Raw genomic sequence first — 23,239 nt, forward strand, 5'->3', positions numbered from 1 at the left:
AAACTGATGGCCAGACTAAAGTATTTTTATTTTCACTTTAAGATTAATTTAACCTTATATTACATAGAGAAATTTTCTTTTTTGATTAAATTTGAAAAACAAAAAAAATAAATATTATGTCAACGACAATCACTTTAAAAGGAAACGAAGTACACACAATAGGAACATTACCAGCTGTAGGAACCACTGTTAAAGATTTTGCATTGGTTGATTCAGGATTAAACGTGAAAACTCTTGAGACTTTTGAAGGAAAAAAGAAAGTATTCAATATTTTCCCAAGTATCGATACGCCTACTTGTGCAGCTTCAAGCAGAAAATTTAATGAAGAAGCTTCCAAACTTGATAATACTGTTGTAATCAACGTTTCTAAAGACCTTCCGTTTGCATTAGGAAGATTCTGTGCAGCAGAAGGATTAGATAAAGTTGAAACTCTTTCAGACTTCAGAAGCAGCTTTGGAGATGATTATGAAGTAACCATTACAGATTCTCCATTGAAAGGTTTATTAAGCCGTGCAGTAATTGTTACAGATGAAAATAATAAAGTGATTTATACTGAGCAGGTTTCAGAAATTGCTAACGAACCTAACTACGATGCAGCATTAGCAGCATTGAACAAATAGTAGAAATAATCTTTGTAAAAAGCCTTGTGAAACTGATTTGCAAGGCTTTTTTTGAATCCCAAATATATGATCTTAAACCACTACGAAAAATACGGAGAACTCTTTCAGGTAGATCAGGAACATTTTGATGAGTTTTATTCCCTTCTTAAGGATACCCAGCTTTTAAAATCAGATTTTTTTCTGAAGCAAGGTGATAAATGCAGATATTTGGGATTTATCAAGAAAGGAACAATCAGATGCTTTTATATCAATGACCAGGGTAGAGAAATTAACTTCGGGTTTTATTTTGAAAATGAATTTTTTACCGATTATGAAAGCATACTTTGTGATACCGTATCCAATATGAACATTCAGGCACTGGAAAATTGTGAGATTTTACTGTTGAGCAAAGAAGATTTGCAGATGCTATATCAGAAAGAAGCTTATTGGCAGAAATTCGGGCGGGTGATGAGTGAAAAAATTTATCTGGATGCCAAAAAAAGAATTGATGATTTGATATGTCTTTCTCCGGAAAACAGGTATCTGAACCTTTTAAAAAAGCAGCCTCTCCTTTTCCAGAAAATAGCACAGAAACATATTGCAAGTTATCTGGGGGTTACAGAACAGTCATTAAGCAGGATCCGGAGCAGGATCGTAAATTAACTTAAGTTAACGTCCGGAGGTGTTTTAGGTTGTAGCTTTACATTATTAAAATTTAATACTTAACATCATGGAACAAAAAGATTTAACCGTTATTTTGGTACACGGAGCCTGGGGAGACGGATCTCACTGGCAATACATTATTCCTTCTCTGGTGAAAGCTGGCTATAAAGTAAGAAGTGTTCAGAATCCTCTTACTTCTCTGCAAAACGATATTGATAAAACAAAAGATCTGATTGATGCTCAGGAAGGAAAAGTTCTTTTAGTAGGACATTCTTATGGCGGAGCAGTGATTTCAGGAGCCGGACATCATGATAAAGTAGTTGGATTGGTTTATATTGCTGCTTTTGCTCCTGATACCGGTGATAGTTTAGGATCTCTTTTAGGAAGAAGAGAATCTCCGGGCGGAGCAAGTATTTACCCTGATAATAAAGGTTTTTTATGGATCAAATACGATGAGTTTAAATCCGCCTTCAGTCAGGATCTGGATGATGAAAAAGCGTTGGTAATGGCATTGTCTCAAAAACCTATCCATGGGCAGTGTTTCGGAGATGTTGCAGGAGAACCGGCATGGAAAACAAAACCAAGCTGGTACCAGATTTCATCTAAAGACCGTATGATTCCGGCTGAAACGGAAAAAGAAATGGCAGAACGTATGCAGCCTAAAAAAATCATTACATTGGATGCCGGGCATGCCTCGTTAGCTTCACATCCTGAAGAAGTTACAAAATTGATTTTAGAAGCAGCATCTTCACTTTAAAATATAAATTAATCATAAATACATATAAGGCTCTTGAAAATTTTAAGTATTTTCACAGAGCTTTTTTTATTAATAAAGATCAAAATGGTAAAAAGAATCGTAGCCAATATAAAAACGAATGACCTTACAAAAGGGAACCTCTTTTATCAGAATATTTTAGAACTTGATATTTTGATGGATCATGGCTGGATTAAAACCCTTGGAACTTATGAAGAAGCAAGAGTACAGATTAGTTTTGCAGAACAGGGTGGAAATAACACCGAAGTTCCGGATTTATCCATTGAAGTAGATAATGTGGATGAAATCTATGATAAAATGAAGCAAGCCGGCTTTGAAATTACCTATGAAATCACCAATGAAGATTGGGGTGTCCGCAGGTTTTTTGTAAAAGATCCGTTTGGAAAATTAATTAATATTCTTTCCCATCAATAAACACAACACACATTATTCAATAGAAATGATGGTCTCATAAGCCGTATAACTTGGCCTTTGTCATTCTGGCGAAGGAAGAATCTTATTAAGAATTAATTGTTTGAGATTCTTCATTGTATTGTATTCAGCATTCATTTGGAATATTAAGCCTAACTTTGTTCTTCCAAAATTGAAAAATGAAACGTTCAGGCACCGCAGATTTACCCCTTCACTATGGCAAAGTACCGCCATGGCTGTATGAACGTATGTCTGTTCTTGGTCTTTCTATTGTTGAGGCTATCCTGACAGATTATGGTAAAGATGAAGTGCTTCGTAGGCTGGCTGATCCGTTTTGGTTTCAAAGTTTTGGAGCAGTAATGGGCATGGACTGGCATTCCTCGGGAATAACCACTTCAGTAATGGGAGCTTTGAAACGTTCCATTAATCCCAATTCCCAATCACTGGGACTTTATATTTGTGGTGGAAAAGGGAAATTTTCAAGAGAAACACCATCAGAACTCATTCAGATTGCTGAGAAAACAGGTTTGGATGGAAACGAATTAGTAAGAGCCAGTAAACTTTCTGCTAAAGTTGATAACACAGCCATTCAGGATGGATATCAATTGTATCTGCATAATTTTATTTTGTCCGATAATGGAAACTGGAGCGTTATTCAACAAGGAATGCATGACTCGGATGGAACAGCAAGACGCTATCATTGGCATTCTGAAAATATAACTTCATTTGTAGAAGAACCGCATACCGGAATTAATGGGATTTCAAGAGGGCGTATTTTAAATCTTACCGATTCCGAGGCAGCAGAGAACCGGAAAGGAATTCTGGATATTTCACACACAGATTCCATAGAGGTTATGAAAGATTTTTCAAGATTAATACTTCCTGCCCATCATGATGTACAGGCTTCCGATGTGGATCTTAAACGGTTGGGAGCTCTTTTATATATCACCCGTGAACAGCAGCCTCAGAATTTTGAAGATTTACTGATGCTGGAAGGAGTTGGACCGAGAACCATGCAGTCTCTGGCTTTGGTAAGTGAAGTTATTCATGGAGCCCCGTCGAGATTTAGCGATCCTGCAAGGTTTTCTTTTGCACATGGAGGGAAAGACGGACATCCATTCCCAGTTCCAATCAATGTATATGATGAAAGCATCAGTATTCTCAGAAAAGGAATCGAAAAGTCAAAACTTGGAAACTCAGATAAGTTAAATACCTTAAATAAACTTCATCAGATGGTAGCCAGAGCTGAAAAAGATTTTAGTCCGGATTTTGATATTCAGGAGGTTATTGAAGAAGAACGTCAGAATTCATGGCGGTTTGGAGGAAAAACGGTTATGGGTGATGCTCAGAAACCGGCTCCGCCTAAACCTATCCAGCTATCTTTATTTTAATAGGAAAATATAAATCAAGCTCCGTAATAGTTTTCTCCCAAAATCTTAACTTTTCCAACAATAACAATAAATATCTGTATAACCATTCCTCTCCTCCGTAGGGGTGACAAAAATTTAAAGAATTTTTGACAGGGTGGTTTCCTCCCTTAATCAAGTCTCTGTTTAATTATTTACTTTTATTAAGTGATCATAAATTCAGTGAAATATGTGATATTAAATCCCTGTAATATGATATTGTTTAATAATTATTACCTTTAATTCAATTAAAAATTTTATTTTTAAAGTCTTAAAAAAATGACCAAATGACTCACAAATCCCTCGAAATATGCTACGATTTTCCTTTTTTTCTTCAGGAAGAGCTTGATGAAATATTTCAGGCCCATGAAAAAATATCCTTTCAAAAAGGGGATTTTATTCTTGAAGAAGGCAAAATGGCCAATGAATACTATATTCTGGATAGTGGGCTGGCCCGATCATTTGTCAATGATTTTAATGGAAATGAAGTAACTACCCATTTTTTCGTAGAAAATGAAGTGATTATTGAGGTCTTATCTATGTTTCAGAGGGTTCCAACACAGGAAAATATTGTTTGTATCACAGACTGCGAATGCTGGAAACTGGATTATGATACTTTTCAGGAACTGTTCCACAAAATCCCGAATCTTAGAGAATGGGGAAGAGCATGGATGTCTAAAGAGCTTTTCGATTATAAGCAAAGGTCCGTAGAAATGTTCACTTTATCTGCTACCAGAAGATATCTGAATCTCTTGGAACAGAAATCTAAAGTCATACAGTTTGCTCCATTAAAACAGATTGCCTCTTACCTTGGAGTAACAGACACTTCCTTAAGCAGAATCCGTAAAGAATTAGTCTCCCATCCCAAGAAAATTTAAATCTTGCCCTATGGCAAGTAGATTTTCATCATACCTTGGTAATTTTGGTTAAAAGTTTAACACCAAAATTATACAAAATGAAAATCAATCAGATCTATGTCAATTTACCTGTAAAAGACGTACAAAAAACAAGAGCATTCTGGACAACACTTGGTTTTTCCATTAACGAGCAGTTTTCGGATGATAAAGCAGTGTGTGTAGTGATGAAAGAAGATCATATCTACACCATGTTTCTGAAAGAAGAATTTTTTCAAACCTTTACCAACAGACCTTTTGCCAAAGGAGATACAACTCAGGTACTTCTTGCCATTGGAGTAGAAAGTAGAGCGGAAGTAGATCAGATGGTAACAGCTGCCATTGAAAATGGTGGTTCCAAATACAGCGAGCCTATGGACCACGGTTGGATGTATCAAAGTGCCTTCGCGGATTTAAACGGACATCAGTGGGAAGTAATGCATGCAGATCTTTCTAAATTACCTACAGAATAGTTTATTAATCAAAATATCACATGAGATATGGAAACAAAATCAAATGAGATAGAATTGGTGAAAAACCAAATCTCCAGCACCATCAAGATTGTGACACTAAATACGGAAGGCATTACTCATGAAGAATCAATGATCTTTCCTAATAACGAAGCCAATTGTATGAACTGGATTCTTGGGCATTTGATTTACATCAGAAATCCATTATTGAATATTCTGGGCGAAGAATCCATTTGGGACAGTGAAAAATTTTCATGTTACAATAGAGGGGAAATCGCCTGGGAAAGAAAAGATGAGTTTGTCAATTTTGAAGAATTAAAATTATATCTCCAACAATCTCAGGATAAACTGCAAGCAAAACTGGATATGCTTGAATATTTTAATGCAGAAAATGTTAACGATATTTCAACTCTTTGTCTTCATGAAATTTACCACGCAGGACAATTGGGTTATCTCCGAAGAATTTTGGGAAAACCAGGAGCAATAAAATAAACTGTTAAGCATGAAAATCTGCTAAATCTGCAAAATCAGCGAAAGAAAATAAATGATAGGGTTGTTGGGAAACGCAAAATATCTAGATTTTAACTAAAAAAATAAAATAATGAACACACCAAAATCAAAAAGAATGGAGCTCATTATTCCGGCTTATAGAATGCATACCCAAAGCTTTGTGAATGTTTTGGATGGCATTTCGGAAGAAGACGCCCTGAAAAGAATTGAAAACAAAACCAATCATATTGTTTGGATGGCAGGAAACTTCGTGAATATGCGCTATGGCCTTGGTTGGGTATTAGGTCTTCAGGATCAGGATCCTAATAATGACTTGTTCTTTCAGGGAAAGGCATTGGATGAAAGTATAAATTATCCAACTCTGGCAGATTTAAAGAAAAACTTTCATGATATTTCTTCAAAAGTATACCAGAAGTTGTTTGAAATAACAGACGAAGAGTTAGATGAGATCTTCGAAATAGGGATGAATATTCCTTTCATTAAAGAAACTAAACTCAATTTTGTAGGAATGTGCATTGGTCGTGAAGATTATCTCTGTGGTCAAATAGGTTTGATGCGTAGAATTTTAGACTATCCTGGAATGAAATATGATGTGGATGAAAACCTTAATTATTAATGATGAACCCAATAGAAAAAGGATATAAAAGAGTCAATGGAATTCAGTTGTATTATGAAATCTACGGTTCCGGAAAACCTCTGGTTTTAATTCATGGAGGTGGTTCCTCTATTCTGTATGATTATAAAGAGGTTATTGAAAGACTGGAAAACAAGTTTCAGCTCATTGGAATAGATCTCCAGAATCATGGTCTAAGTGAACACCGGGATATTCCTGAAACATTTGAACAGGATGCCGATGATGTGGCGGCACTTTTAGCTGAACTGACCATTCATAAAGCTTCATTCTGGGGATTCAGTAATGGGGGAAACACTGTAATGCAGATTGCACACCGTCATCCGAGAATAGTAGAAAAGCTGGTAGTTGCTTCAGCATTTTATAAAAGAGAGGGACTGATGGACGGCTTTTTTGAAATGATGGCAGAAGCTACTTTTGAATCTATGCCTGAGCCTTTCAAAATCAATTTTTTAAACCTAAATCCTGACTTTTCTAAACTGGAAAACCTTTTCGATAAAGACAGTAAGAGAATGCAAACCTTTGCAGACTGGGACGATGAAGTGCTGAGTTCTATAGAATCTCCAACCCTGTTCATCAGTGGAGATAAAGACGTGATGAAACCGGAACATACCGTTGCCATGTGGCGATTGGTAAAAGGTTCACAATTAATGATTCTTCCGGCAACTCATGGAACCTATATGATGGCTGATTTTGATGGAAGTCTCAATGAAAATTTGATCAATTTTACAATCAAAGAAGTAGAAACATTTTTAAATTATCATAATCACTAATTACACTCATTTTTTCACATTAAGATTCGTGTCAATTGTGTTTAAGCAAAATAATAAATAACATTTTAAAATTAAAAATCATGGCAAAATTAAATCCGTATCTAAATTTTGATGGAACAGCTGAAAAAGCTTTCAATTTTTACAAATCAGTTTTTGGAGGTGAATTCGTAGGCGAAATTCATAAAATGGGAAATGCTCCCGGTACTGAAAATCTTTCTGAGGAAGAAAAAAACAGAGTAATGCATATTGCACTACCCATTGGAGGCGACCTCTTAATGGCTTCAGATATTGTTCCCAGCTTTGGACAGAAGTTAAATGTGGGAAATAATAATTATGTTTCTATTTTCCCGGATTCAAGAGAAGAAGCTGATAGACTTTTTAAAGGCCTTTCTGAAGGTGGGAACATAGAAATGCCAATTGAAGATCAGTTTTGGGGCGACTATTTTGGAAGTTTTCAGGATAAATATGGCGTCCATTGGATGGTGAACTATAATGAAGAATATGGGAAATAATCTTATATTTAACTAATTATAAAAAGAGATGCCCATTTTCGGGCAGCTCTTTTATTCAATTAAAAAAAATTAAACTATGGATCCAATTAAAATAGACATTACCATTTTAGCACCGGTAGAAAAAGTATGGAATTACTTCAATGAACCTAAGCATATTACCAGATGGAATTTTGCCCATGAAAGCTGGCATTGCCCTAGTTCTGAAAACGATCTGAAGGTAGGTGGAAGGTTTAAAAACAAAATGGAAGCAAAAGATAAAAGCTTCGCCTTTGATTTTGAAGGGATATATGATGAAGTAACCCCTCACAAACTTATAAAATATCACATGGAAGACGGGCGTAAAGTAGAGGTGATCTTTGATAAGATTGATGAGAATACCACAAAAGTGATTGAAATTTTCGATCCGGAGAAACAAAATTCTGTGGAAATGCAGAGAGAGGGCTGGTATGCTATTCTCAATAATTTCCACAAGTATGTTGAGAATCATTAAAAACATTTTTTATAGCCATGATCAATTTAGTTATCATGTCAAAGAGTTTGAATTCCATTTATGCTGTTAGCTATGATCCTGAAGAGGATTTTCTTGTTGGAGTGATTGCAGTGCCTGCAAGAAAAGCCTTGAAGAAAGAAAAAATAAATTCTTTGGAAAAACTGTCGGATTATTCTGAAAAGGAGATCTTACAGCTACATGGTTTCGGAAAAAATACAGTGATGAAGCTGAGAGACTATATGAAAGAGCATCAAATGTGTTTTAAAGAAGCATAAAAGTAAAAAGACTTGATTTTTTATCGTGTCGTTGCCAATAGATGAATATAATTCTCTTTGAACGCAAGGGCATTAGATTTCTTTTGCTTTATGTTTCTCTTTGCTAAAGAAGTTTTTCTTGTCGGGTAGCGTAAGCACTGTCTTTGTCTTTCTGAATGTAGCAACGCATAATGAAGAATCTCAACATAGAAAATCTCCCGCAGATTCCGCAGATTTTTAATCTCAATTATCTGCCCAATCCGGGAGATAAAAAAACAGAGTCTTTGTGATTCTGAATATAGCAGTGCGCAAGAATCTCAATGTAAAAAATCTTACACGACTCTACATTTTCTACAGATTTTATGAATAAATTGCCTATAAAATAAATCTTAAAAAATTTAAACTTATGAATAACGATATTTTCCCATGTCTCTGGTATGATGGAGATGCTAAACAATCCGCAGATTTTTACTGTAAAGTTTTTGACGGAGAAGTTACGGCAGATACTCCGGTTGTCATGAACATAGATTTATTTGGGCAGAGATTAATGCTGCTTAATGGCGGTCCTCAATTCAAAAAGAATCCTTCTATTTCTTTTATGGTGATCTGTGATACGGAAGATGAGGTTCAGAAATATTGGGATCAACTGTTGGTGGAAGGATTGGCTCTCATGGAGCTTGGCTCTTATTCCTGGAGTAAGAAATATGGTTGGGTTCAGGATAAATATGGAGTGACCTGGCAATTGTTTTTAGGTGAAAAACCGCAAGAACAGAAAATAGTTCCAACTTTGATGTTTATTCATGAAAATAATGGAAAAGCCAAAGAAGCGATGGAACTTTATACCCAGACATTCCCTAATTCAAGCATTGGAAACGTTTTGAAATATGGTGACGGAAGTGAAGGACATCCTATCCCGGAGCCGGCAGAAAATGTTCAGCATGCCAACTTTGTAGTTGATGGCTACTCATTATTCTGCATGGATAATTCTTACGATCACCAGTTTGATTTTAATGAAGGAATATCACTGGTAATAATGACAGATGATCAGCAACAAACCGATACGTATTGGAATGCACTCACTTCAAACGGAGGAAGAGAAAGCATGTGTGGCTGGTTGAAAGATAAATACGGCTTAAGCTGGCAGATTGTACCTAAAAGACTGATTCAGCTGATGAATGATCCTAACCAGGAGAAAGCTTATAAAGTGGTACAGGCCATGATGGAAATGCAGAAAATTATGATTCAGGATTTAGAAGACGCTTATAATTCTTAAAAATATTTCGGCTTGCTGTTTGATACTATTTAGACAAAAGGTTTGCTTATGAAAATACAGAACAAATCACAATCTAAGTCGAAAGTCCCTAAAGAAGGGCTGTTTCCGGAAATTATCCGGGATAACTATCAGGGAAGCCGAAAGTTATTGGATAAGAAAGCCGTCATTTCCGGAGGAGACAGTGGAATAGGGCAGGCAGTGGCCGTTCATTTTGCCAGAGAAGGTGCAGATGTTGCTATTATCTATAAAGAAAGTGACGATGATGCCAAAGAAACCCAAAAACTGGTAGAAAAAGAAGGACGAAAATGTCTTTTGATCAAAGGTGATCTTACCCTGAAAACATTCCGGACTAAGTGTGTTGATAAGGTTAAGAAAGCATGGTTGGATATTGATATCCTTGTTAATAATGCGGGGATTCACACTTCAAAAAACAGTTTGGTAAAAATTTCGGACGAACAGATTCAGGAGACATTTGATACCAATATCATTTCCTTGATTTCTTTTACCCGGAATTTTCTGCCGTTAATGAAAAAAGGAGGCAGGATTATCTGTACGACTTCTGTTACAGCCTACCGTGGAAGTGATCATTTGATTGATTATGCTGCCACAAAAGGGGCCATCTTGTCTTTTATCCGATCATTGGCTGGTAATCTTGCGGAAAAGAAAATTCTGGTTAACGGAATTGCTCCGGGACCTATCTGGACCCCTCTTGTAAAAGAAGCTTTTGATAATCTTTCAACATTTGGGAAAGATACCCCTTTGAAAAGAGCAGGGCAGCCATCAGAAGTAGCCCCGGCTTATGTTTTTCTTGCCTCTGAAGATGCCAGTTATATCACAGGCGAAGTGATTCATATCAATGGCGGAGATTTTGTTGGAGGCTAGAAGTTGTACATAACATTTTATACTCTAATGCCTTTAAACTTTCAAAGTCAAACATACCACTTAATATATATAAATATGGAACAATTATCATACGAAATAGAAATCAATGCAGAACCAGAAAAAGTATGGAGTGTCCTTTGGGGTGATATTACTTACAGACAATGGACTACTGCTTTTACGGAAGGCTCTTTTTATGAAGGAACATTGGAAGAGAATAACATCATAAAATTCTTAGATCCCAAAAACAATGGGATGTACAGCAGGGTTGAAAAAGTAATTCCCAATCAGGAAATAAAATTTCTGCATTTAGGAGAAATTTATGATGGGATTGAAGTTGCTCAGGAATGGGGGGATGCAACAGAAGCTTACTTTCTGGAAGAAAATGATGAAGGTACATTATTGAAAATAGCTATTAATACTCCAGCTGAGTTTAAATCTTTTTTTGAAGAAAAATTTCCAAAAGCAATAAATATCGTTAAACACCTTTCGGAAAATCAGCTTTAAAGAAGTGCTCATTTGACACATAATCAATCACAAAAATTTTAAAATATGGAAACCTTATCGTACGAAACAATAATAGATGCTCCCTTACAGAAAGTATGGGACATTCTCTGGAGTCCGGAAACCTATAGTCAATGGACACAATACTTTGGTGCAGGATCTTCCGTCATGAAATCTGATTGGCAGGTAGGTGGAAAGACCTACTTCCTGAATGAAAAAGGAGATGGAATGGTTTCTACCATAGATAGTCTGGATGAACCCCGTCAAATTGTTTTTAAACATTTGGGAATGACTGAAAACGGAGTAGAAGACACACAAAGCAAAGAGGTGATGGAATGGAGCGGTTGTTTTGAAAAATATTTTCTGATTGATCTTGATGGAAAAACAAAACTTCATACGGAAGTTCAGGTAGAAAAAGAATGGCGGGATCATATGAATACAGGATTTACAAAAGGACTGATGATAGTGAAGAATCTGGCGGAAGGAGTTAACCTTAGTGCAGTGTAAAAGTATTTAAAGTTGCTGGTTAGCAATGTATGTCTCTTGTCTTAAATCTCTTAATCTCTTGTCTTTCAATTCAAAAAAATATGAAACTATTAGTAATCCTCTTCGGTGCATTTATCTTAGCTTTACTGGGAACCATGGTGGTTCAGGGAAAGCCTGATCTTTTATTTTCAGGAAATCTTGGTATGGCGGTTTTTATCATATTTACAGGTTTTTCCCATTTTAAATTTCAGAAAGGAATGGCAATGATGATTCCCGATTTTATCCCCGCTAAAATGTTTTGGGTGTATTTTACCGGACTTTTAGAAATTGCAGCCGGAATAGGTCTCATGATTCCCACCATCCGTGAAATAACAGCCGTTTTACTGATTCTTTTTTATGTATTGGTTTTTATAGCCAATATCAAATCATCCCAAAAGAAAATAAATATTTTTAAAGCCGATTACACCGGCCCGGGAATGCAATATCTTTACTCTCAAAGAATTCCCATGCAGATTATTTTAATAGTATGGACCTGGTATTTCGGAATCTATTTACATTAATTAAACATACAGGCAGCTCTCAAGGCTGCTTTTTTATTTTAGAAACTTTTCAAAATAAATGTTAAATATTGTAACGTTTTAAGTTTTGAATTGTCTTATCTATAAAGAATCTGATTTTTTATTGATTGAAATATTGAATTGGGGGTTCTGTTTTTTTAACTTTAAAAACGTAAGTCATGAATCTAAATTCCAAAATTTTCGGTACAGCTTATATTGTACTTTCTTCTATTATGATAAACGCACAAAACTCTGCGGGTAAACTTCCGGGAGATCCAACGCTTCCGTCTACCAAAGCCAATCTTGAGAAACTGGTATCCTACGATAAAGGAAACTTCAAATATAAAGTGGAAGACTATTTTGCAAGGCCAAAAGCTTCAGCATTTAAAATTTCTCCTGATGGAAAATACCTTTCTTATAAGGAAAAAGATAAGGACAGTAAAAACCATGTATATGTTAAAGAGCTCAATACAGGGAAAGTTACCAAAGCCATTGTTGAAAAAGATGATCTGATAAAAGCCTATGGCTGGTTGAATAAAAGTCGTTTGTTCTATACTCAGGATAAAGGTGGAAATGAGAATATTCACTTATATGCTGCAGATGTAGATGGAACAAATCTTAAGGATTTAACACCATTTGACGGAATTACATTAAGCGATATTATTCCGATAAAAGATACTGATTTCGTTGTGGTTACAATGAACAAAAACAATAAGCAGATCTTCGAACCTTTTAAAATCAATTTTGTAACGGGAGAAATGACTCAGTTATATGAAAATAAAGATGTCAACAGTCCTATTGATGGGTATATTTTTGATAAAGACGGTAATTTAAGAGGCTATAATATTCTTGAAAACGGACTGACCACTAAAACCTATTACAAAGATTTACAGACTGGGAAATTCAATCTTCTGAAATCCGCAGACTGGTCAGACACTTTCAGTATTATCAGGTTTAATGATAACTCTAAGAATAAAGATGAAGCGTATGTAGTGACTAATCTGGATAGCGATAAAGCTAGAATTGTGTTATATGATCTGAAGAAAAATGCTGTTATCAAAGAAGTATATGCTAACCCTGTGTATGATGTAAGCTCCATAAGTGTGGCAGGTAAGAGCAGAAATTATGAACTGGACTATATCAGCTATGAAGGCTTAAAAGGAGAAACAGTTCCGGTAAGTAAATTTTATAAAGAAATTGATGATAAATTAAAGGCCCAGTTTGGAGATAAAGAATTTGGTATTGTTTCATCAGATGATAATAATGATAAACTTTTGGTAGTGGTGGGAAGTGACAAACTATATGGAACTTACTACGAGTATGATACTAAAACCAAACAAGCAAAACTTCTTTATAATCTGATGCCACAGCTGAAAGAAGAAGATATGGCTGAAATGAGACCTATTGAATTCAAAAGCAGAGATGGATTAACCATTCGTGGATATATTACCCTTCCTAAAGCAGCATTGGAAGGGAAAAAAGTTCCTTTGATTGTAAACCCTCACGGTGGTCCACAGGGCATCAGAGATCACTGGGGATTCAATCCGGAAACTCAATTGTTTGCAAGTAGAGGATATGCAACACTTCAGGTGAATTTCAGAATATCAGGTGGTTATGGAAAAGGATTCCAAAAAGCCGGATATAAGCAGATCGGAAGAAAAGCCATGGATGATGTAGAAGATGGAGTGAAATATGCTATCAGCCAAGGTTGGATAGATAAAGATAAAATAGCAATTTATGGAGGAAGTCACGGTGGTTATGCGACTTTAATGGGCTTAATTAAAACTCCGGATTTATATGCCTGTGGAGTAGATTATGTAGGTGTATCCAATATTTTCACCTTCTTTTCTTCCTTCCCGGAATACTGGAAGCCCTATAAAGAAATGGTAAAACAAATCTGGTATGATTTGGATAATCCTGAAGAAGCAAAAATTGCTAAAGAAGTATCTCCGGTTTTCCAAATAGACAAGATCAAGAAACCATTATTTGTGGTACAGGGTGCCAATGACCCTAGAGTAAACATCAATGAATCTGATCAGATAGTAAAAGCGATGCGTGCCAAAGGTTTTGAAGTTCCGTACATGGTAAAATATGACGAAGGGCACGGATTTGGAAAAGAACCTAACAGAATTGAACTGTATAAATCAATGCTAGGATTCTTTGCTGAGAATTTTAATAAAAAATAAATCGGCAATTTTTATAATTTTGGAAACGGAGGATGTGATATCTTCCGTTTCTTTTTTGTCATTGCGAGCGAAGCGAAGCAATCTTTATGGTCGTTGTTCGTTAGGCGTTGGAAAACCCCAATGGTGCAAATAATATTGACAAACTATATGTTTTAAGGCGTAAAGATTCTATCTGCGATAAAATTTGATCTTCCATTGATGAAAAAAATTGTCAAGCGCTTTTGTTATTCAGAGCGGAACGAAGTGTAGCGTGGAATCTCATCATCAATAATTTAAAACTCCGATGAATAAAAGAAAAACCGAAATTCCGGAAAAATATTTTAAATTTATTAAAGTAAAACCAAAAGGATAGCCGTCTTGTCAGTATGGAGGTTGTCGAAAAAATAACAATGCCACAGAAGGATAAAGAAAGCATCATCTCACAGACCGTTTCCAACTACGGAGGAAAATTGATGTCTTATATTCGTCCCAAAGTGAGAAACACGGAGGATGCGGAAGATATTCTGCAGGAAGTGTGGTTTCAGTTCAGCAGTCTTACCAATCTTTCTGAGATTGTAAATGTAGGAGGCTGGCTGTACAGGGTAACGGCGAATAAAATTACAGACCGTTATCGTAAAAAGAAAACAGAAAATCTTGAAGATTTCGTCTATGAGGACGAAGACGGAAGCTTTTCCATCAAAGATATTTTATTGATGGATGAAAGCGCCGGCCCTGAAGTGAAGATGTTTCAGGATGAGATCTGGAAAAAACTGTTTGAAGCACTTGATGAACTCCCCGAAAAACAAAGGCTGGTCTACGTAGAAAACGAACTCAACGACAAAACCCTCCAAGAGATCGCCGATGAACAGGGAGAGAACATTAAGACTATTATCAGTAGAAAAAATTATGCTGTGAAGCATTTGAGAAAAAGATTGAGAAAATTATACGAAGATTTAAAAAGTTAGAAAAAGAAATTATGAATCATAAACACAAAAAAGGCTGGATTTTTTTATTGTTATGTCCACCATTAATTCTCTTAGCCGTTACCTGGATTGTAATGTCGCTTTGGAATTGCCTGCTTCCGGAAATTTTAGGGGTAAAATCTATTACATTCTGGCAAGCGATGGGAATCCTGATCTTAAGTAAAATTCTTTTCGGAGGTTTTCATTTTGGAAAAGGAATGAGAGACTTCAAAGAACGAAAAATGAGAGAGAAAATGGAAGGACTATCGCCTGAAGAGAAAGAAAAATTTAAAGAAGCCTGGAGAAACAGATGTTCCGGAGGATTCTTCAACAGAAATAACGAATAATTTAAAAATTTTAAAGAAGTAGTAAAGTAAAATTGAAATTCATTCGTCTCTATAAAAAACAAGAAGTAGTAAAATTTAAAATTTTGAAAAAATGAAAAATTCAGCATTAAAAGGAGCTCTTGGAGCGTTAGCCGTAGTAGGTATAGCCTTAATCGCTAAAAAGGCAGCACAAAGAAAAAGATTTATCAGAGGTGTTTTTGATGAATACGGTATCAAAGAAAAATCCCCTTTCGGATTAGCCGATAAGATCAGAGAAATGAATGACGAAGAATATCAGGAACTGAAAGGTAAATTCAAAAAAGAATTCAGTTCAAGATGTTGCAGAAAGGATAATACCTGTGAAGCATAAAAAGTAAAATACTCAATTGAAATTGTTTAATTCGGGCTCAGGAAGCAAAGCTTCCCGAGCCCGAATTTTTTATTTTAAATCTTCCAATAGAAGAGTGCTACTCTGAATGCTTAGAAAATCTGATTATTAAATACTAAATTTGTTTTTCTGTTTAAAATGAACATTATAATGGCTTCAAAGAATATTTTTATTACCATACTTACTGTTTTCTCTATCATTGTGTATGGACAGAAATCTAAATTAAAGCAGAAACAATATATTTTCTTCCTGCATAATAAATTTCTGGAAGAGCATACGCTTGATGAAGCGCATCCTAAATATGGTATTGTGGAGTATGAAAAAGTTCTTCATCAATTGAAAGACAGTAGTAATATTATTCTTTTTGAAAAGAGGAAACCCCATACTGATCCTGCAGTATATGCTCTAAAAATAAAGAAACAGATTGATCGTCTGATTAAAAAAGGAATTAAAGCTGAAAATATTGCGGTTGTCGGAACATCTCAGGGTGGTTATATTGCACAATATATTTCCTATTATCAAAAAAATCCGGAACTGAAATTTGTTTTTATTGGGGCTAGTTTTAAAGATGATTCTTTGGAGAAAGATCCGGATTTCAGGCTTTATGGAAAAATACTTTCTATTACAGAAAAATCAGATGATGGCCATGTTCCTTTATCTCAGGAGCAGCGATTCATCAGATCGAATATAAAGAATTATAAAGAGATTGAGCTTAATACAGGACTTAATCATGGATTTTTATTCAAAGCTCTTGATGCATGGATTATTCCTACAAAAGAATGGATTTATAGTAAGTAGATAGAAAAGCAGACTGAAGCCATATTTTAGCAGCATACAATTTTATCAAAGATAAAAACACACTGTTTGTGAATATTCTCTGCGTTCTTGCGTTTTTCTAACAGTTTAGATTAAACTTTGAAACAGATGCAATTTTACCATAAACCCAAAGCAAAAAGAAAAATAAATCCTTATTTTTGTGTTGCTCAATGAAAGACTACTACTATTTTCTCGGCATATCCCAGGATGCTTCAGATGAAGACATCAAAAAAGCATATCGAAAACTATCCCTAAAGTATCATCCTGATAAAAATGATAATGACGATTTTTTTGCAGACCGTTTTCGTGAAATTCAGGAAGCGTATGAAACATTGAGTGATTCTGCAAGAAGGAAGTCCTATGACCAGAATTTAGAAAGCCATCAGAGAAGTTTCAGATATAATATTCCGCCTGCTATAAAAACTTTTACAGCCAATAAAATTCACGCAAAAAAAGGAGAGGAGATTATCATCAGCTGGCAGACAAGCAATGCTGATGTGGTGAAGGTTCTGCCTTTTGGGCTTGAAAAACCTTATGGAGAAAGGGTCTTTAAGATTACAGAATTTAAAGACGGGAAATTCCAGTTATTACTTCATGCAACAAACTCTCTATTGCATAAAACCGTAGTTCAGGGAATTACGATCACTGAGGTTTTTGAAAATGATACTGAGAAATTCAAAAATACAGTGGATGAAATGTTTAAGCCACAACCTAGAACAGTAATGAACAAAACCGGTCAGCCTAAAATTATTATGCTGTTTTGGGGAGTTATTATTTTGGCAGTTGCTTTATATTTCCTGATAAGGGAAATTATTTAAGCCATTTTCTTCCTTCCTGGACACTTTTTACATCTTTTCCCCTTCTTGAATTTCTTGCAGCAAGATTTCTTTTCACAGAACATCTCTTCATTTTTGAATGCATATACAGGAGCCAAAGGCGGAACTTTAAACGGGACAATCATATTCATGGTGCAAATATATTAATTTAGAATAAATATAATTAATAAAATTTCATAAAATTCTTTAAACCTGATGAATAGAATATTTACCTTAGCACTTCGCTTCTCATTACCCCTAAAAACTCACAGAAGTAGACCATTGAATTCTCCAGGCCTGAGCCTCTAAGTTGGCAAAATTCTGTCTTCTTCCATAGCTGCCTTCTATACCTATTCTCATTTTTTTATAAGGATGAAAAGCGATATTCATTCCAATATGTTGGAAGTTTTTTGTCATATCTTTAGAAATAAAATCTTCATTTCCTAGGTTTGAATAGCTGATAAAAGCCGTAGAGTACCATTTGGGACTCCACCAATACTCATAAATTCCAGTAAGATTGAACATGGATAATGTTTTTAATCGATTTCCATCATTCGGATCAGGCACTGCGTCATATTTTTCTTCGTTTAAATTAGAGTTATTCGTCTCAAAACCCTTTCCAAAAGAACTTTGAATACTTACAATATTATTGTCGTTAAGATAAATTTTGCCCGAAACCAAAGCTCCCCAGCCCATTATGGTCCTGGTTTTATATGAATCCTGAAAAGTAGATCTGGTATCATAGCTGATAGGAGTTAAAATACCTCCAATTTTAATATAGCTCCTTTTATTTCCATATCGGTATATGGTTGTAAATGTAGGGATTATAGCTCTTTTTTTCCACCCAAGCGAATCGGCAGGAAGGGTGATGCTGGGAATATTGAGATCTTCCATGGATATCGACAAAATTTCTTTTGCGGAAATAGTAGTCGTATAGCGAAGTTGGATTCTTCGGGTAAAGATCATGCCATTAGGGGGAACAAAGTCAAATATACCCGGAACAATTTCGAGATCGGAAAAGTTACTCCAGGTGTGTCCAATAAGCCATTTATTCCATTGGAGATATGCATGTCTGAGGCGGGGTGCGGTAGTTCCATTAGTTCCATAGAAGTCTATCTCTGTATAAGCTGATAAACCATTTTCTGTTTTTTGTTTTATCCCTAAGCCTATTTGCGACTGTTTTATACTGAAATTAGGGTTGATGCTATTGCGTTGAGGAATTTCTATGGAGTGGGCAATAAAGCCGTCTTTTACTTTCATATTCTGAAAGTCAAGCATAAAATCAGTTTGTATAAGCCCTTTGGCATAGAGATCCCATTCTCTCTGATTTTCATTTTTGATTGTAGTGAGGGTAACCTGAGCAGAAACTTCTGTACAGGAGATCAAAGCTGAAAATAGTAAGGGAATAAATCTTGCATACGCATTCTTCATCGTGAATTGTGTCTTTTATGGGCAGATTTTAATTATTCTCTCATAAATATTGTTGTTTTAAGATTATTAGTTTTTTTTGTTGATTGGTAATGAAAGTGGATGTGTCTTTAATTTTTTTTATTTATTGAGCTTTATTCTCTTTAGTGTGAAGTGAAGCTACAAAATTATTTGAAAAATGATTTTTATAATATTTTTAATTGAATTGAAAATATTGTAGTATTTTAAACCTGATCAGTTCTTTTTTATTGGCAATAAATACTGTATATTATTGATTGATATTTATAAAATTAATGCTTTTTTTATTTTAAATAAGTTAAATTTTAACATATTTTCATTAAACATGAACTGTGGTGGAATGAGGGGATGTTTGTTTGACTTATCTGGAATTTTAGCTGTTGTACAATCGTGTAAAAAATTGTAATTTTACCCATCTTTTTACAAACAAAATCTAATAAATAAAAATGAATACAGAACAGTTTGTGAGCCGTCACATTTCCCTAAATGAAGCCGATAAACAGGCGATGTTGGAAAAACTTGGCGTTTCTAGTATTGAAGAGTTAATTTCTCAGACCATTCCTTCTTCTATCCGTTTAGAAAAAGATCTTGAGATCTCAGATGCACTTTCGGAATACGAAATGCTAAACCACTCTAAGGAGTTGGCATCAAAAAATACCGATTATACAAGTTATATCGGTTTTGGATACCACAATACACTTTTACCATCAGCGATTCAGAGAAATATCTTTGAAAATCCAAGCTGGTATACTGCATATACTCCTTATCAGGCTGAAATTGCACAAGGAAGATTAGAAGCTCTTCTTAATTTCCAGACTGTAGTGTGTGATCTTACAGGTTTTGGTCTTGCTAATGCTTCTTTATTGGATGAATCTACTGCTGCTGCTGAAGCAATGCACATGTTCTTCAATAACAGAACTAAAGATCAAAAGAAAGGAGAAGCGAATAAATTCTTTATCTCTGACCTTGTATTGCCTCAAACAATCTCTGTGTTGAAAACTAAGGCCGAAGGATTAGGAATTGAAGTTGTTGTAGGAGACCATAAGACTCATGCATTTGATGCATCTTATTATGGTGTTTTATTACAATATCCCGGTAAAAATGGAATTGTTCTGGACTATACTGAAAACATCGTAGAATATAAAAAATTAGACCTTCAGGTAGCTGTAGCTTGTGATCCAATGGCATTGGTGAAATTGAAATCACCGGCTGAAATGGGTGCTGACTGCGCAGTAGGTACTTCACAAAGATTTGGTATTCCATTAGGATACGGAGGGCCTCACGCAGCATTCTTTGCTTGTAGAGAGGAATATAAGAGAGACATTCCTGGAAGAATCATTGGAGTTTCTCAGGATATGTATGGGAAACGTGCATTAAGAATGGCGTTACAGACAAGAGAACAGCACATCAAGAGAGAGAAGGCAACTTCCAATATCTGTACTGCTCAGGTTCTTTTAGCAGTAATGGCTGGTATGTATGCTGTTTATCATGGTCCAAAAGGATTGAACTATATTGCTGATCAAATTCACTTTAAAGCAAATGCTTTGAAAGGAGGGCTTGCAGCATTAGGATATCAGGTAGTAGAAGAGCCTATCTTCGATACGGTGAAAATCACAATGCCTGAAGAAGAGAAAGGAAGACTGATGAGAATGATGCAGGATCACAGACTTAACCTTAACTACTTCACAGAAGGGGTTGTAAGTATTGCAATCAACGAAAGTACTACATTGGAGAAATTAAACTATCTGATGGCTTCTTTCGCTCAGTTCAAAGACAAACAGACTTTCAAATTAGAAATCAAAGAAGGATACAGTATTCCTGAAGAAAACCTTAGAAAGGATCAGATTCTTACAGAAGAAGTATTCAACAAATACCATACGGAAACAGAATTGATGCGTTATATCAAGCGTCTTGAGAGAAAAGATTTATCATTGACACACTCAATGATCTCTTTAGGATCTTGTACGATGAAATTAAATGCTGCTACTCAAATGCTTCCGCTTTCATGGGCAGATTGGGGTAGTGTACATCCATTTGTACCGGTAGATCAGGCTGGAGGATATCAGCAAATGATTGCAGAGCTTGAAAAAGATCTTGCAACAATCACTGGTTTCGCTGGGACTTCATTACAGCCAAACTCCGGAGCTCAGGGAGAATATGCAGGATTGATGGTCATCAGAGAATACCATATTTCAAGAGGAGATCACCACAGAAATGTAGTATTGATTCCTCAGTCTGCACACGGAACAAACCCAGCTTCTGCTGCTATGGCAGGAATGAAAATTGTAGTTGTTAAAAACCTTGAAAACGGGGAAATCGACTTTGAAGATCTAAAAGCTAAAACAGAATTACATTCAGCAAACTTATCTGCTGTAATGATTACATATCCGTCCACTTACGGATTCTTTGATGCTAACATCAAGGAAATTACTAACCTTATCCACGAACACGGAGGACAAGTATATATGGATGGTGCCAACATGAATGCTCAGGTAGGATTTACAAGTCCAGGAAACATCGGAGCAGACGTTTGTCACTTGAACCTTCACAAAACTTTTGCAATTCCTCACGGAGGTGGAGGTCCTGGAGTAGGTCCAATCTGTGTGGCTAAACACTTGGTGCCATTCCTTCCATCCAATGCAAACATCAAAATCGGAACTAAAGAAGCGATTGAAGGTATTTCAGCTGCACCTTACGGTTCAGGATTGATCCTAAACATTTCTTATGCATACATCAAGATGTTAGGAACAGATGGATTGAAAAAAGCTACAGGTCACGCGATCATGAATGCTAACTACCTTAAAGAAATTTTAGCTGAGCATTTCCCAATTTTATATTCAAACGAAAACGGAAGAGTGGCTCACGAATGTATCGTAGATTTCCGTCAGTTCAAATCTTTAGGAATTGAAGTGGCTGATGTAGCGAAGAGATTAATGGACTATGGATTCCATGCTCCTACCGTTTCTTTCCCAGTGGCAGGAACATTAATGATTGAGCCTACAGAATCTGAAAGCAAATCTGAAATTGATCGTTTTGCAGAAGCTTTAATTGCTATCAAGCATGAAATTGATGAGATTGCAAACGGGCAGGCTGATCCGGCAAACAACGTATTGAAAAACGCTCCTCACACAGAACAATTGGTAATCTCTGATTCTTGGGATAAACCATACAGCAGAGAAAAAGCTGCTTATCCGCTAGAGTGGGTAAGAGACCACAAATTCTTTGCTTCAGTATCAAGAGTAGATGAAGCTTACGGAGACAGAAACTTAGTATGTACTTGTGAGCCAATTGAAGCTTATATGTAATCAGAGTTTTTTCTAGATATACCAAATCCCTTTCAGCAATGAGAGGGATTTGTTGTTTTTTAATTCTGCAAAGTCAGGAGATTTTGGAGCATTAGTTGTTATGGTAAGCAAAGCGAAGCACTTTCAATAACTAAACTAAATACTTTCCTGTAACTTTATATAAGGCCAAACTAAATAAAAAAGCCTCTCAAAATTTTGAGAGGCTCTTTGTGTTATATTTATCCTGTTATCTTCTCTTATAGCTGTAAGCCACCAAAATAGCTACGCCCATAGTAAGTACGGTTATCATTGAAATGGTTTCAATGGAGATTCCACTTTTCATCTGTGTGTTTTCTTTTTCACATGAATAAAAGAATAATACTGTCAACAACAGACAGCTCGATAGTAATTTTCTAATCATAATTGCATTTGTTTGGTTATTAATGTTTTTTAATCAAAAAGTATACCGATTTTGTGGACTATATGTAAAGTGGTTTTTAGGAGCAGCTACATTCAGTTTTCATTTATTTTCCGGGAGATTTTAGTAATGACTGCCTGGTGCTGGAAATAATCGACAGTGGTAAGAATAATAAAAAATAAGCCGGGAATTACAAGTTCTATGATCAAATGTTGAGTGAAGAAATATAAAATTAGGAAAAGAATCCCTGCGTATATCAGGTTAAATAGGATAGGATAAAAGGTTTCAACCTTATAAGTTAGTATTTTTGCACTTTCATTATAAATAAAATATTCTTTGCCGGGCGATAGTATCAGGGGAGATCTTTTTGAAAAATCGAGTTTAATAAGACTGTCTTTTCCTGTAACTATGTTGTCATGAATATCTATATCATTCACCTCTCTTTCCATAAATGAATCGCATGCAGCATCAGTGATATTTTTTGCAGTCACTCCCTCTTTTATTTTTATTTTAAATGTATAGAACATATTTCG

28 protein-coding genes are annotated in these 23,239 nt (G+C 35.5%); 25 read left to right on the plus strand and 3 right to left on the minus strand.

Going from position 1 to position 23,239, the window contains the following annotated elements:
- Positions 1 to 116: 116 nt before the first annotated feature.
- The 24 genes from tpx (at position 117) to J2772_RS01520 (ending at position 17,561) form a co-directional block, all read left to right on the plus strand.
- Positions 117 to 620, plus strand: a complete 504-nt coding sequence (tpx, locus tag J2772_RS01405; protein ID WP_209912637.1) for a thiol peroxidase — start codon at positions 117 to 119, stop codon at positions 618 to 620.
- Positions 621 to 686: 66 nt separating this feature from the next.
- Complete coding sequence (locus J2772_RS01410; protein ID WP_209912639.1) at positions 687 to 1,262, plus strand: Crp/Fnr family transcriptional regulator; 576 nt, start codon at positions 687 to 689, stop codon at positions 1,260 to 1,262.
- A 67-nt stretch (positions 1,263 to 1,329) separates the two neighbouring features.
- Entirely contained in the window at positions 1,330 to 2,019 is a 690-nt protein-coding gene (locus J2772_RS01415; protein ID WP_209912641.1) for an alpha/beta hydrolase, read from the plus strand.
- A gap of 84 nt (positions 2,020 to 2,103) precedes the next feature.
- On the plus strand, positions 2,104 to 2,451 hold the full coding sequence (locus J2772_RS01420; protein WP_209912643.1) for a VOC family protein: 348 nt from the start codon (positions 2,104 to 2,106) through the stop codon (positions 2,449 to 2,451).
- A 176-nt stretch (positions 2,452 to 2,627) separates the two neighbouring features.
- Entirely contained in the window at positions 2,628 to 3,839 is a 1,212-nt protein-coding gene (locus J2772_RS01425; protein WP_209912644.1) for a DUF763 domain-containing protein, read from the plus strand.
- A gap of 302 nt (positions 3,840 to 4,141) precedes the next feature.
- Positions 4,142 to 4,732, plus strand: coding sequence for a Crp/Fnr family transcriptional regulator (locus J2772_RS01430; RefSeq protein WP_209912646.1), 591 nt, complete (start codon positions 4,142 to 4,144; stop codon positions 4,730 to 4,732).
- 77 nt (positions 4,733 to 4,809) lie between these two features.
- Positions 4,810 to 5,220, plus strand: a complete 411-nt coding sequence (locus J2772_RS01435; protein WP_209912649.1) for a VOC family protein — start codon at positions 4,810 to 4,812, stop codon at positions 5,218 to 5,220.
- A gap of 27 nt (positions 5,221 to 5,247) precedes the next feature.
- A complete protein-coding gene (locus J2772_RS01440) occupies positions 5,248 to 5,709 on the plus strand; it encodes a hypothetical protein (RefSeq protein ID WP_209912650.1) in 462 nt (153 codons plus the stop codon).
- Positions 5,710 to 5,818: 109 nt separating this feature from the next.
- Entirely contained in the window at positions 5,819 to 6,343 is a 525-nt protein-coding gene (locus J2772_RS01445) for a DinB family protein (protein ID WP_209912652.1), read from the plus strand.
- Between the two features lie 2 nt (positions 6,344 to 6,345).
- The gene (locus J2772_RS01450; RefSeq protein WP_209912654.1) at positions 6,346 to 7,131 is read left to right on the plus strand and encodes an alpha/beta fold hydrolase; all 786 of its coding nucleotides are present in this window, start codon (positions 6,346 to 6,348) and stop codon (positions 7,129 to 7,131) included.
- 80 nt (positions 7,132 to 7,211) lie between these two features.
- On the plus strand, positions 7,212 to 7,643 hold the full coding sequence (locus J2772_RS01455; protein ID WP_045498079.1) for a VOC family protein: 432 nt from the start codon (positions 7,212 to 7,214) through the stop codon (positions 7,641 to 7,643).
- Positions 7,644 to 7,719: 76 nt separating this feature from the next.
- Positions 7,720 to 8,133 (plus strand): SRPBCC family protein, encoded by a 414-nt coding sequence (locus J2772_RS01460; protein ID WP_209912656.1) that lies wholly within the window; start codon positions 7,720 to 7,722, stop codon positions 8,131 to 8,133.
- Between the two features lie 17 nt (positions 8,134 to 8,150).
- The gene (locus tag J2772_RS01465; RefSeq protein ID WP_245365054.1) at positions 8,151 to 8,408 is read left to right on the plus strand and encodes a DNA-directed RNA polymerase subunit alpha C-terminal domain-containing protein; all 258 of its coding nucleotides are present in this window, start codon (positions 8,151 to 8,153) and stop codon (positions 8,406 to 8,408) included.
- 385 nt (positions 8,409 to 8,793) lie between these two features.
- Positions 8,794 to 9,660: a VOC family protein gene (locus J2772_RS01470; RefSeq protein ID WP_209912658.1), complete on the plus strand. Its 867-nt coding sequence runs from the start codon at positions 8,794 to 8,796 to the stop codon at positions 9,658 to 9,660.
- Positions 9,661 to 9,708: 48 nt separating this feature from the next.
- Positions 9,709 to 10,542, plus strand: coding sequence for an SDR family oxidoreductase (locus J2772_RS01475; RefSeq protein ID WP_209912660.1), 834 nt, complete (start codon positions 9,709 to 9,711; stop codon positions 10,540 to 10,542).
- Positions 10,543 to 10,617: 75 nt separating this feature from the next.
- Positions 10,618 to 11,046: an SRPBCC domain-containing protein gene (locus J2772_RS01480; protein WP_209912662.1), complete on the plus strand. Its 429-nt coding sequence runs from the start codon at positions 10,618 to 10,620 to the stop codon at positions 11,044 to 11,046.
- 45 nt (positions 11,047 to 11,091) lie between these two features.
- Complete coding sequence (locus J2772_RS01485; RefSeq protein WP_209912665.1) at positions 11,092 to 11,550, plus strand: SRPBCC family protein; 459 nt, start codon at positions 11,092 to 11,094, stop codon at positions 11,548 to 11,550.
- Positions 11,551 to 11,630: 80 nt separating this feature from the next.
- Complete coding sequence (locus J2772_RS01490; protein ID WP_209912667.1) at positions 11,631 to 12,089, plus strand: hypothetical protein; 459 nt, start codon at positions 11,631 to 11,633, stop codon at positions 12,087 to 12,089.
- Between the two features lie 176 nt (positions 12,090 to 12,265).
- Positions 12,266 to 14,272, plus strand: coding sequence for an alpha/beta hydrolase family protein (locus tag J2772_RS01495; protein WP_209912669.1), 2,007 nt, complete (start codon positions 12,266 to 12,268; stop codon positions 14,270 to 14,272).
- A 389-nt stretch (positions 14,273 to 14,661) separates the two neighbouring features.
- Positions 14,662 to 15,216 carry an RNA polymerase sigma factor gene (locus J2772_RS01500; protein ID WP_245365056.1) on the plus strand — a complete coding sequence of 185 codons (555 nt, stop codon included), beginning with the start codon at positions 14,662 to 14,664 and terminating at the stop codon, positions 15,214 to 15,216.
- Between the two features lie 11 nt (positions 15,217 to 15,227).
- Positions 15,228 to 15,560 (plus strand): hypothetical protein, encoded by a 333-nt coding sequence (locus J2772_RS01505; RefSeq protein ID WP_068943722.1) that lies wholly within the window; start codon positions 15,228 to 15,230, stop codon positions 15,558 to 15,560.
- 91 nt (positions 15,561 to 15,651) lie between these two features.
- Entirely contained in the window at positions 15,652 to 15,909 is a 258-nt protein-coding gene (locus tag J2772_RS01510) for a hypothetical protein (protein ID WP_209912673.1), read from the plus strand.
- 168 nt (positions 15,910 to 16,077) lie between these two features.
- Positions 16,078 to 16,725: an alpha/beta hydrolase gene (locus J2772_RS01515; RefSeq protein WP_209912675.1), complete on the plus strand. Its 648-nt coding sequence runs from the start codon at positions 16,078 to 16,080 to the stop codon at positions 16,723 to 16,725.
- A gap of 188 nt (positions 16,726 to 16,913) precedes the next feature.
- Entirely contained in the window at positions 16,914 to 17,561 is a 648-nt protein-coding gene (locus J2772_RS01520) for a J domain-containing protein (RefSeq protein WP_209912677.1), read from the plus strand.
- A 255-nt stretch (positions 17,562 to 17,816) separates the two neighbouring features.
- On the opposite strand, the gene J2772_RS01525 is transcribed toward J2772_RS01520, so the two are convergent.
- The gene (locus J2772_RS01525; protein WP_209912679.1) at positions 17,817 to 18,989 is read right to left on the minus strand and encodes a DcaP family trimeric outer membrane transporter; all 1,173 of its coding nucleotides are present in this window, start codon (positions 18,987 to 18,989) and stop codon (positions 17,817 to 17,819) included.
- Between the two features lie 461 nt (positions 18,990 to 19,450).
- Between J2772_RS01525 and gcvP the strand changes: the two genes are divergently transcribed.
- Positions 19,451 to 22,309, plus strand: a complete 2,859-nt coding sequence (gene gcvP, locus J2772_RS01530; RefSeq protein WP_209912681.1) for an aminomethyl-transferring glycine dehydrogenase — start codon at positions 19,451 to 19,453, stop codon at positions 22,307 to 22,309.
- Between the two features lie 226 nt (positions 22,310 to 22,535).
- On the opposite strand, the gene J2772_RS01535 is transcribed toward gcvP, so the two are convergent.
- Together J2772_RS01535 and J2772_RS01540 are read right to left on the minus strand one after the other, a co-directional pair.
- Positions 22,536 to 22,709: a hypothetical protein gene (locus J2772_RS01535; protein ID WP_165852266.1), complete on the minus strand. Its 174-nt coding sequence runs from the start codon at positions 22,707 to 22,709 to the stop codon at positions 22,536 to 22,538.
- A gap of 92 nt (positions 22,710 to 22,801) precedes the next feature.
- Positions 22,802 to 23,233, minus strand: coding sequence for a hypothetical protein (locus J2772_RS01540; protein WP_209912683.1), 432 nt, complete (start codon positions 23,231 to 23,233; stop codon positions 22,802 to 22,804).
- Between the last annotated feature and the right edge of the window lie 6 nt (positions 23,234 to 23,239).

This window comes from Chryseobacterium jejuense (assembly GCF_017877355.1).
GTDB classification, from domain to species: Bacteria; Bacteroidota; Bacteroidia; order Flavobacteriales; family Weeksellaceae; genus Chryseobacterium; species Chryseobacterium jejuense_A.

Excerpts from the sequence above, each read along its gene's own strand:
- J2772_RS01525 (WP_209912679.1), bottom strand. The coding sequence starts at position 18,989 with ATGAAGAATGCGTATGCAAGATTTATTCCCTTACTATTTTCAGCTTTG.
- J2772_RS01515 (WP_209912675.1), top strand. The coding sequence starts at position 16,078 with ATGGCTTCAAAGAATATTTTTATTACCATACTTACTGTTTTCTCTATC.
- J2772_RS01465 (WP_245365054.1), top strand. The coding sequence starts at position 8,151 with ATGATCAATTTAGTTATCATGTCAAAGAGTTTGAATTCCATTTATGCT.
- J2772_RS01470 (WP_209912658.1), top strand. The coding sequence starts at position 8,794 with ATGAATAACGATATTTTCCCATGTCTCTGGTATGATGGAGATGCTAAA.
- J2772_RS01425 (WP_209912644.1), top strand. The coding sequence starts at position 2,628 with ATGAAACGTTCAGGCACCGCAGATTTACCCCTTCACTATGGCAAAGTA.
- tpx (WP_209912637.1), top strand. The coding sequence starts at position 117 with ATGTCAACGACAATCACTTTAAAAGGAAACGAAGTACACACAATAGGA.
- J2772_RS01500 (WP_245365056.1), top strand. The coding sequence starts at position 14,662 with ATGCCACAGAAGGATAAAGAAAGCATCATCTCACAGACCGTTTCCAAC.
- J2772_RS01420 (WP_209912643.1), top strand. The coding sequence starts at position 2,104 with ATGGTAAAAAGAATCGTAGCCAATATAAAAACGAATGACCTTACAAAA.
- J2772_RS01495 (WP_209912669.1), top strand. The coding sequence starts at position 12,266 with ATGAATCTAAATTCCAAAATTTTCGGTACAGCTTATATTGTACTTTCT.
- J2772_RS01485 (WP_209912665.1), top strand. The coding sequence starts at position 11,092 with ATGGAAACCTTATCGTACGAAACAATAATAGATGCTCCCTTACAGAAA.
- J2772_RS01505 (WP_068943722.1), top strand. The coding sequence starts at position 15,228 with ATGAATCATAAACACAAAAAAGGCTGGATTTTTTTATTGTTATGTCCA.
- gcvP (WP_209912681.1), top strand. The coding sequence starts at position 19,451 with ATGAATACAGAACAGTTTGTGAGCCGTCACATTTCCCTAAATGAAGCC.
- J2772_RS01430 (WP_209912646.1), top strand. The coding sequence starts at position 4,142 with ATGACTCACAAATCCCTCGAAATATGCTACGATTTTCCTTTTTTTCTT.
- J2772_RS01510 (WP_209912673.1), top strand. The coding sequence starts at position 15,652 with ATGAAAAATTCAGCATTAAAAGGAGCTCTTGGAGCGTTAGCCGTAGTA.
- J2772_RS01460 (WP_209912656.1), top strand. The coding sequence starts at position 7,720 with ATGGATCCAATTAAAATAGACATTACCATTTTAGCACCGGTAGAAAAA.
- J2772_RS01410 (WP_209912639.1), top strand. The coding sequence starts at position 687 with ATGATCTTAAACCACTACGAAAAATACGGAGAACTCTTTCAGGTAGAT.
- J2772_RS01535 (WP_165852266.1), bottom strand. The coding sequence starts at position 22,709 with ATGATTAGAAAATTACTATCGAGCTGTCTGTTGTTGACAGTATTATTC.
- J2772_RS01480 (WP_209912662.1), top strand. The coding sequence starts at position 10,618 with ATGGAACAATTATCATACGAAATAGAAATCAATGCAGAACCAGAAAAA.
- J2772_RS01490 (WP_209912667.1), top strand. The coding sequence starts at position 11,631 with ATGAAACTATTAGTAATCCTCTTCGGTGCATTTATCTTAGCTTTACTG.
- J2772_RS01435 (WP_209912649.1), top strand. The coding sequence starts at position 4,810 with ATGAAAATCAATCAGATCTATGTCAATTTACCTGTAAAAGACGTACAA.
- J2772_RS01415 (WP_209912641.1), top strand. The coding sequence starts at position 1,330 with ATGGAACAAAAAGATTTAACCGTTATTTTGGTACACGGAGCCTGGGGA.
- J2772_RS01475 (WP_209912660.1), top strand. The coding sequence starts at position 9,709 with ATGAAAATACAGAACAAATCACAATCTAAGTCGAAAGTCCCTAAAGAA.
- J2772_RS01445 (WP_209912652.1), top strand. The coding sequence starts at position 5,819 with ATGAACACACCAAAATCAAAAAGAATGGAGCTCATTATTCCGGCTTAT.
- J2772_RS01520 (WP_209912677.1), top strand. The coding sequence starts at position 16,914 with ATGAAAGACTACTACTATTTTCTCGGCATATCCCAGGATGCTTCAGAT.
- J2772_RS01450 (WP_209912654.1), top strand. The coding sequence starts at position 6,346 with ATGAACCCAATAGAAAAAGGATATAAAAGAGTCAATGGAATTCAGTTG.
- J2772_RS01440 (WP_209912650.1), top strand. The coding sequence starts at position 5,248 with ATGGAAACAAAATCAAATGAGATAGAATTGGTGAAAAACCAAATCTCC.
- J2772_RS01455 (WP_045498079.1), top strand. The coding sequence starts at position 7,212 with ATGGCAAAATTAAATCCGTATCTAAATTTTGATGGAACAGCTGAAAAA.
- J2772_RS01540 (WP_209912683.1), bottom strand. The coding sequence starts at position 23,233 with ATGTTCTATACATTTAAAATAAAAATAAAAGAGGGAGTGACTGCAAAA.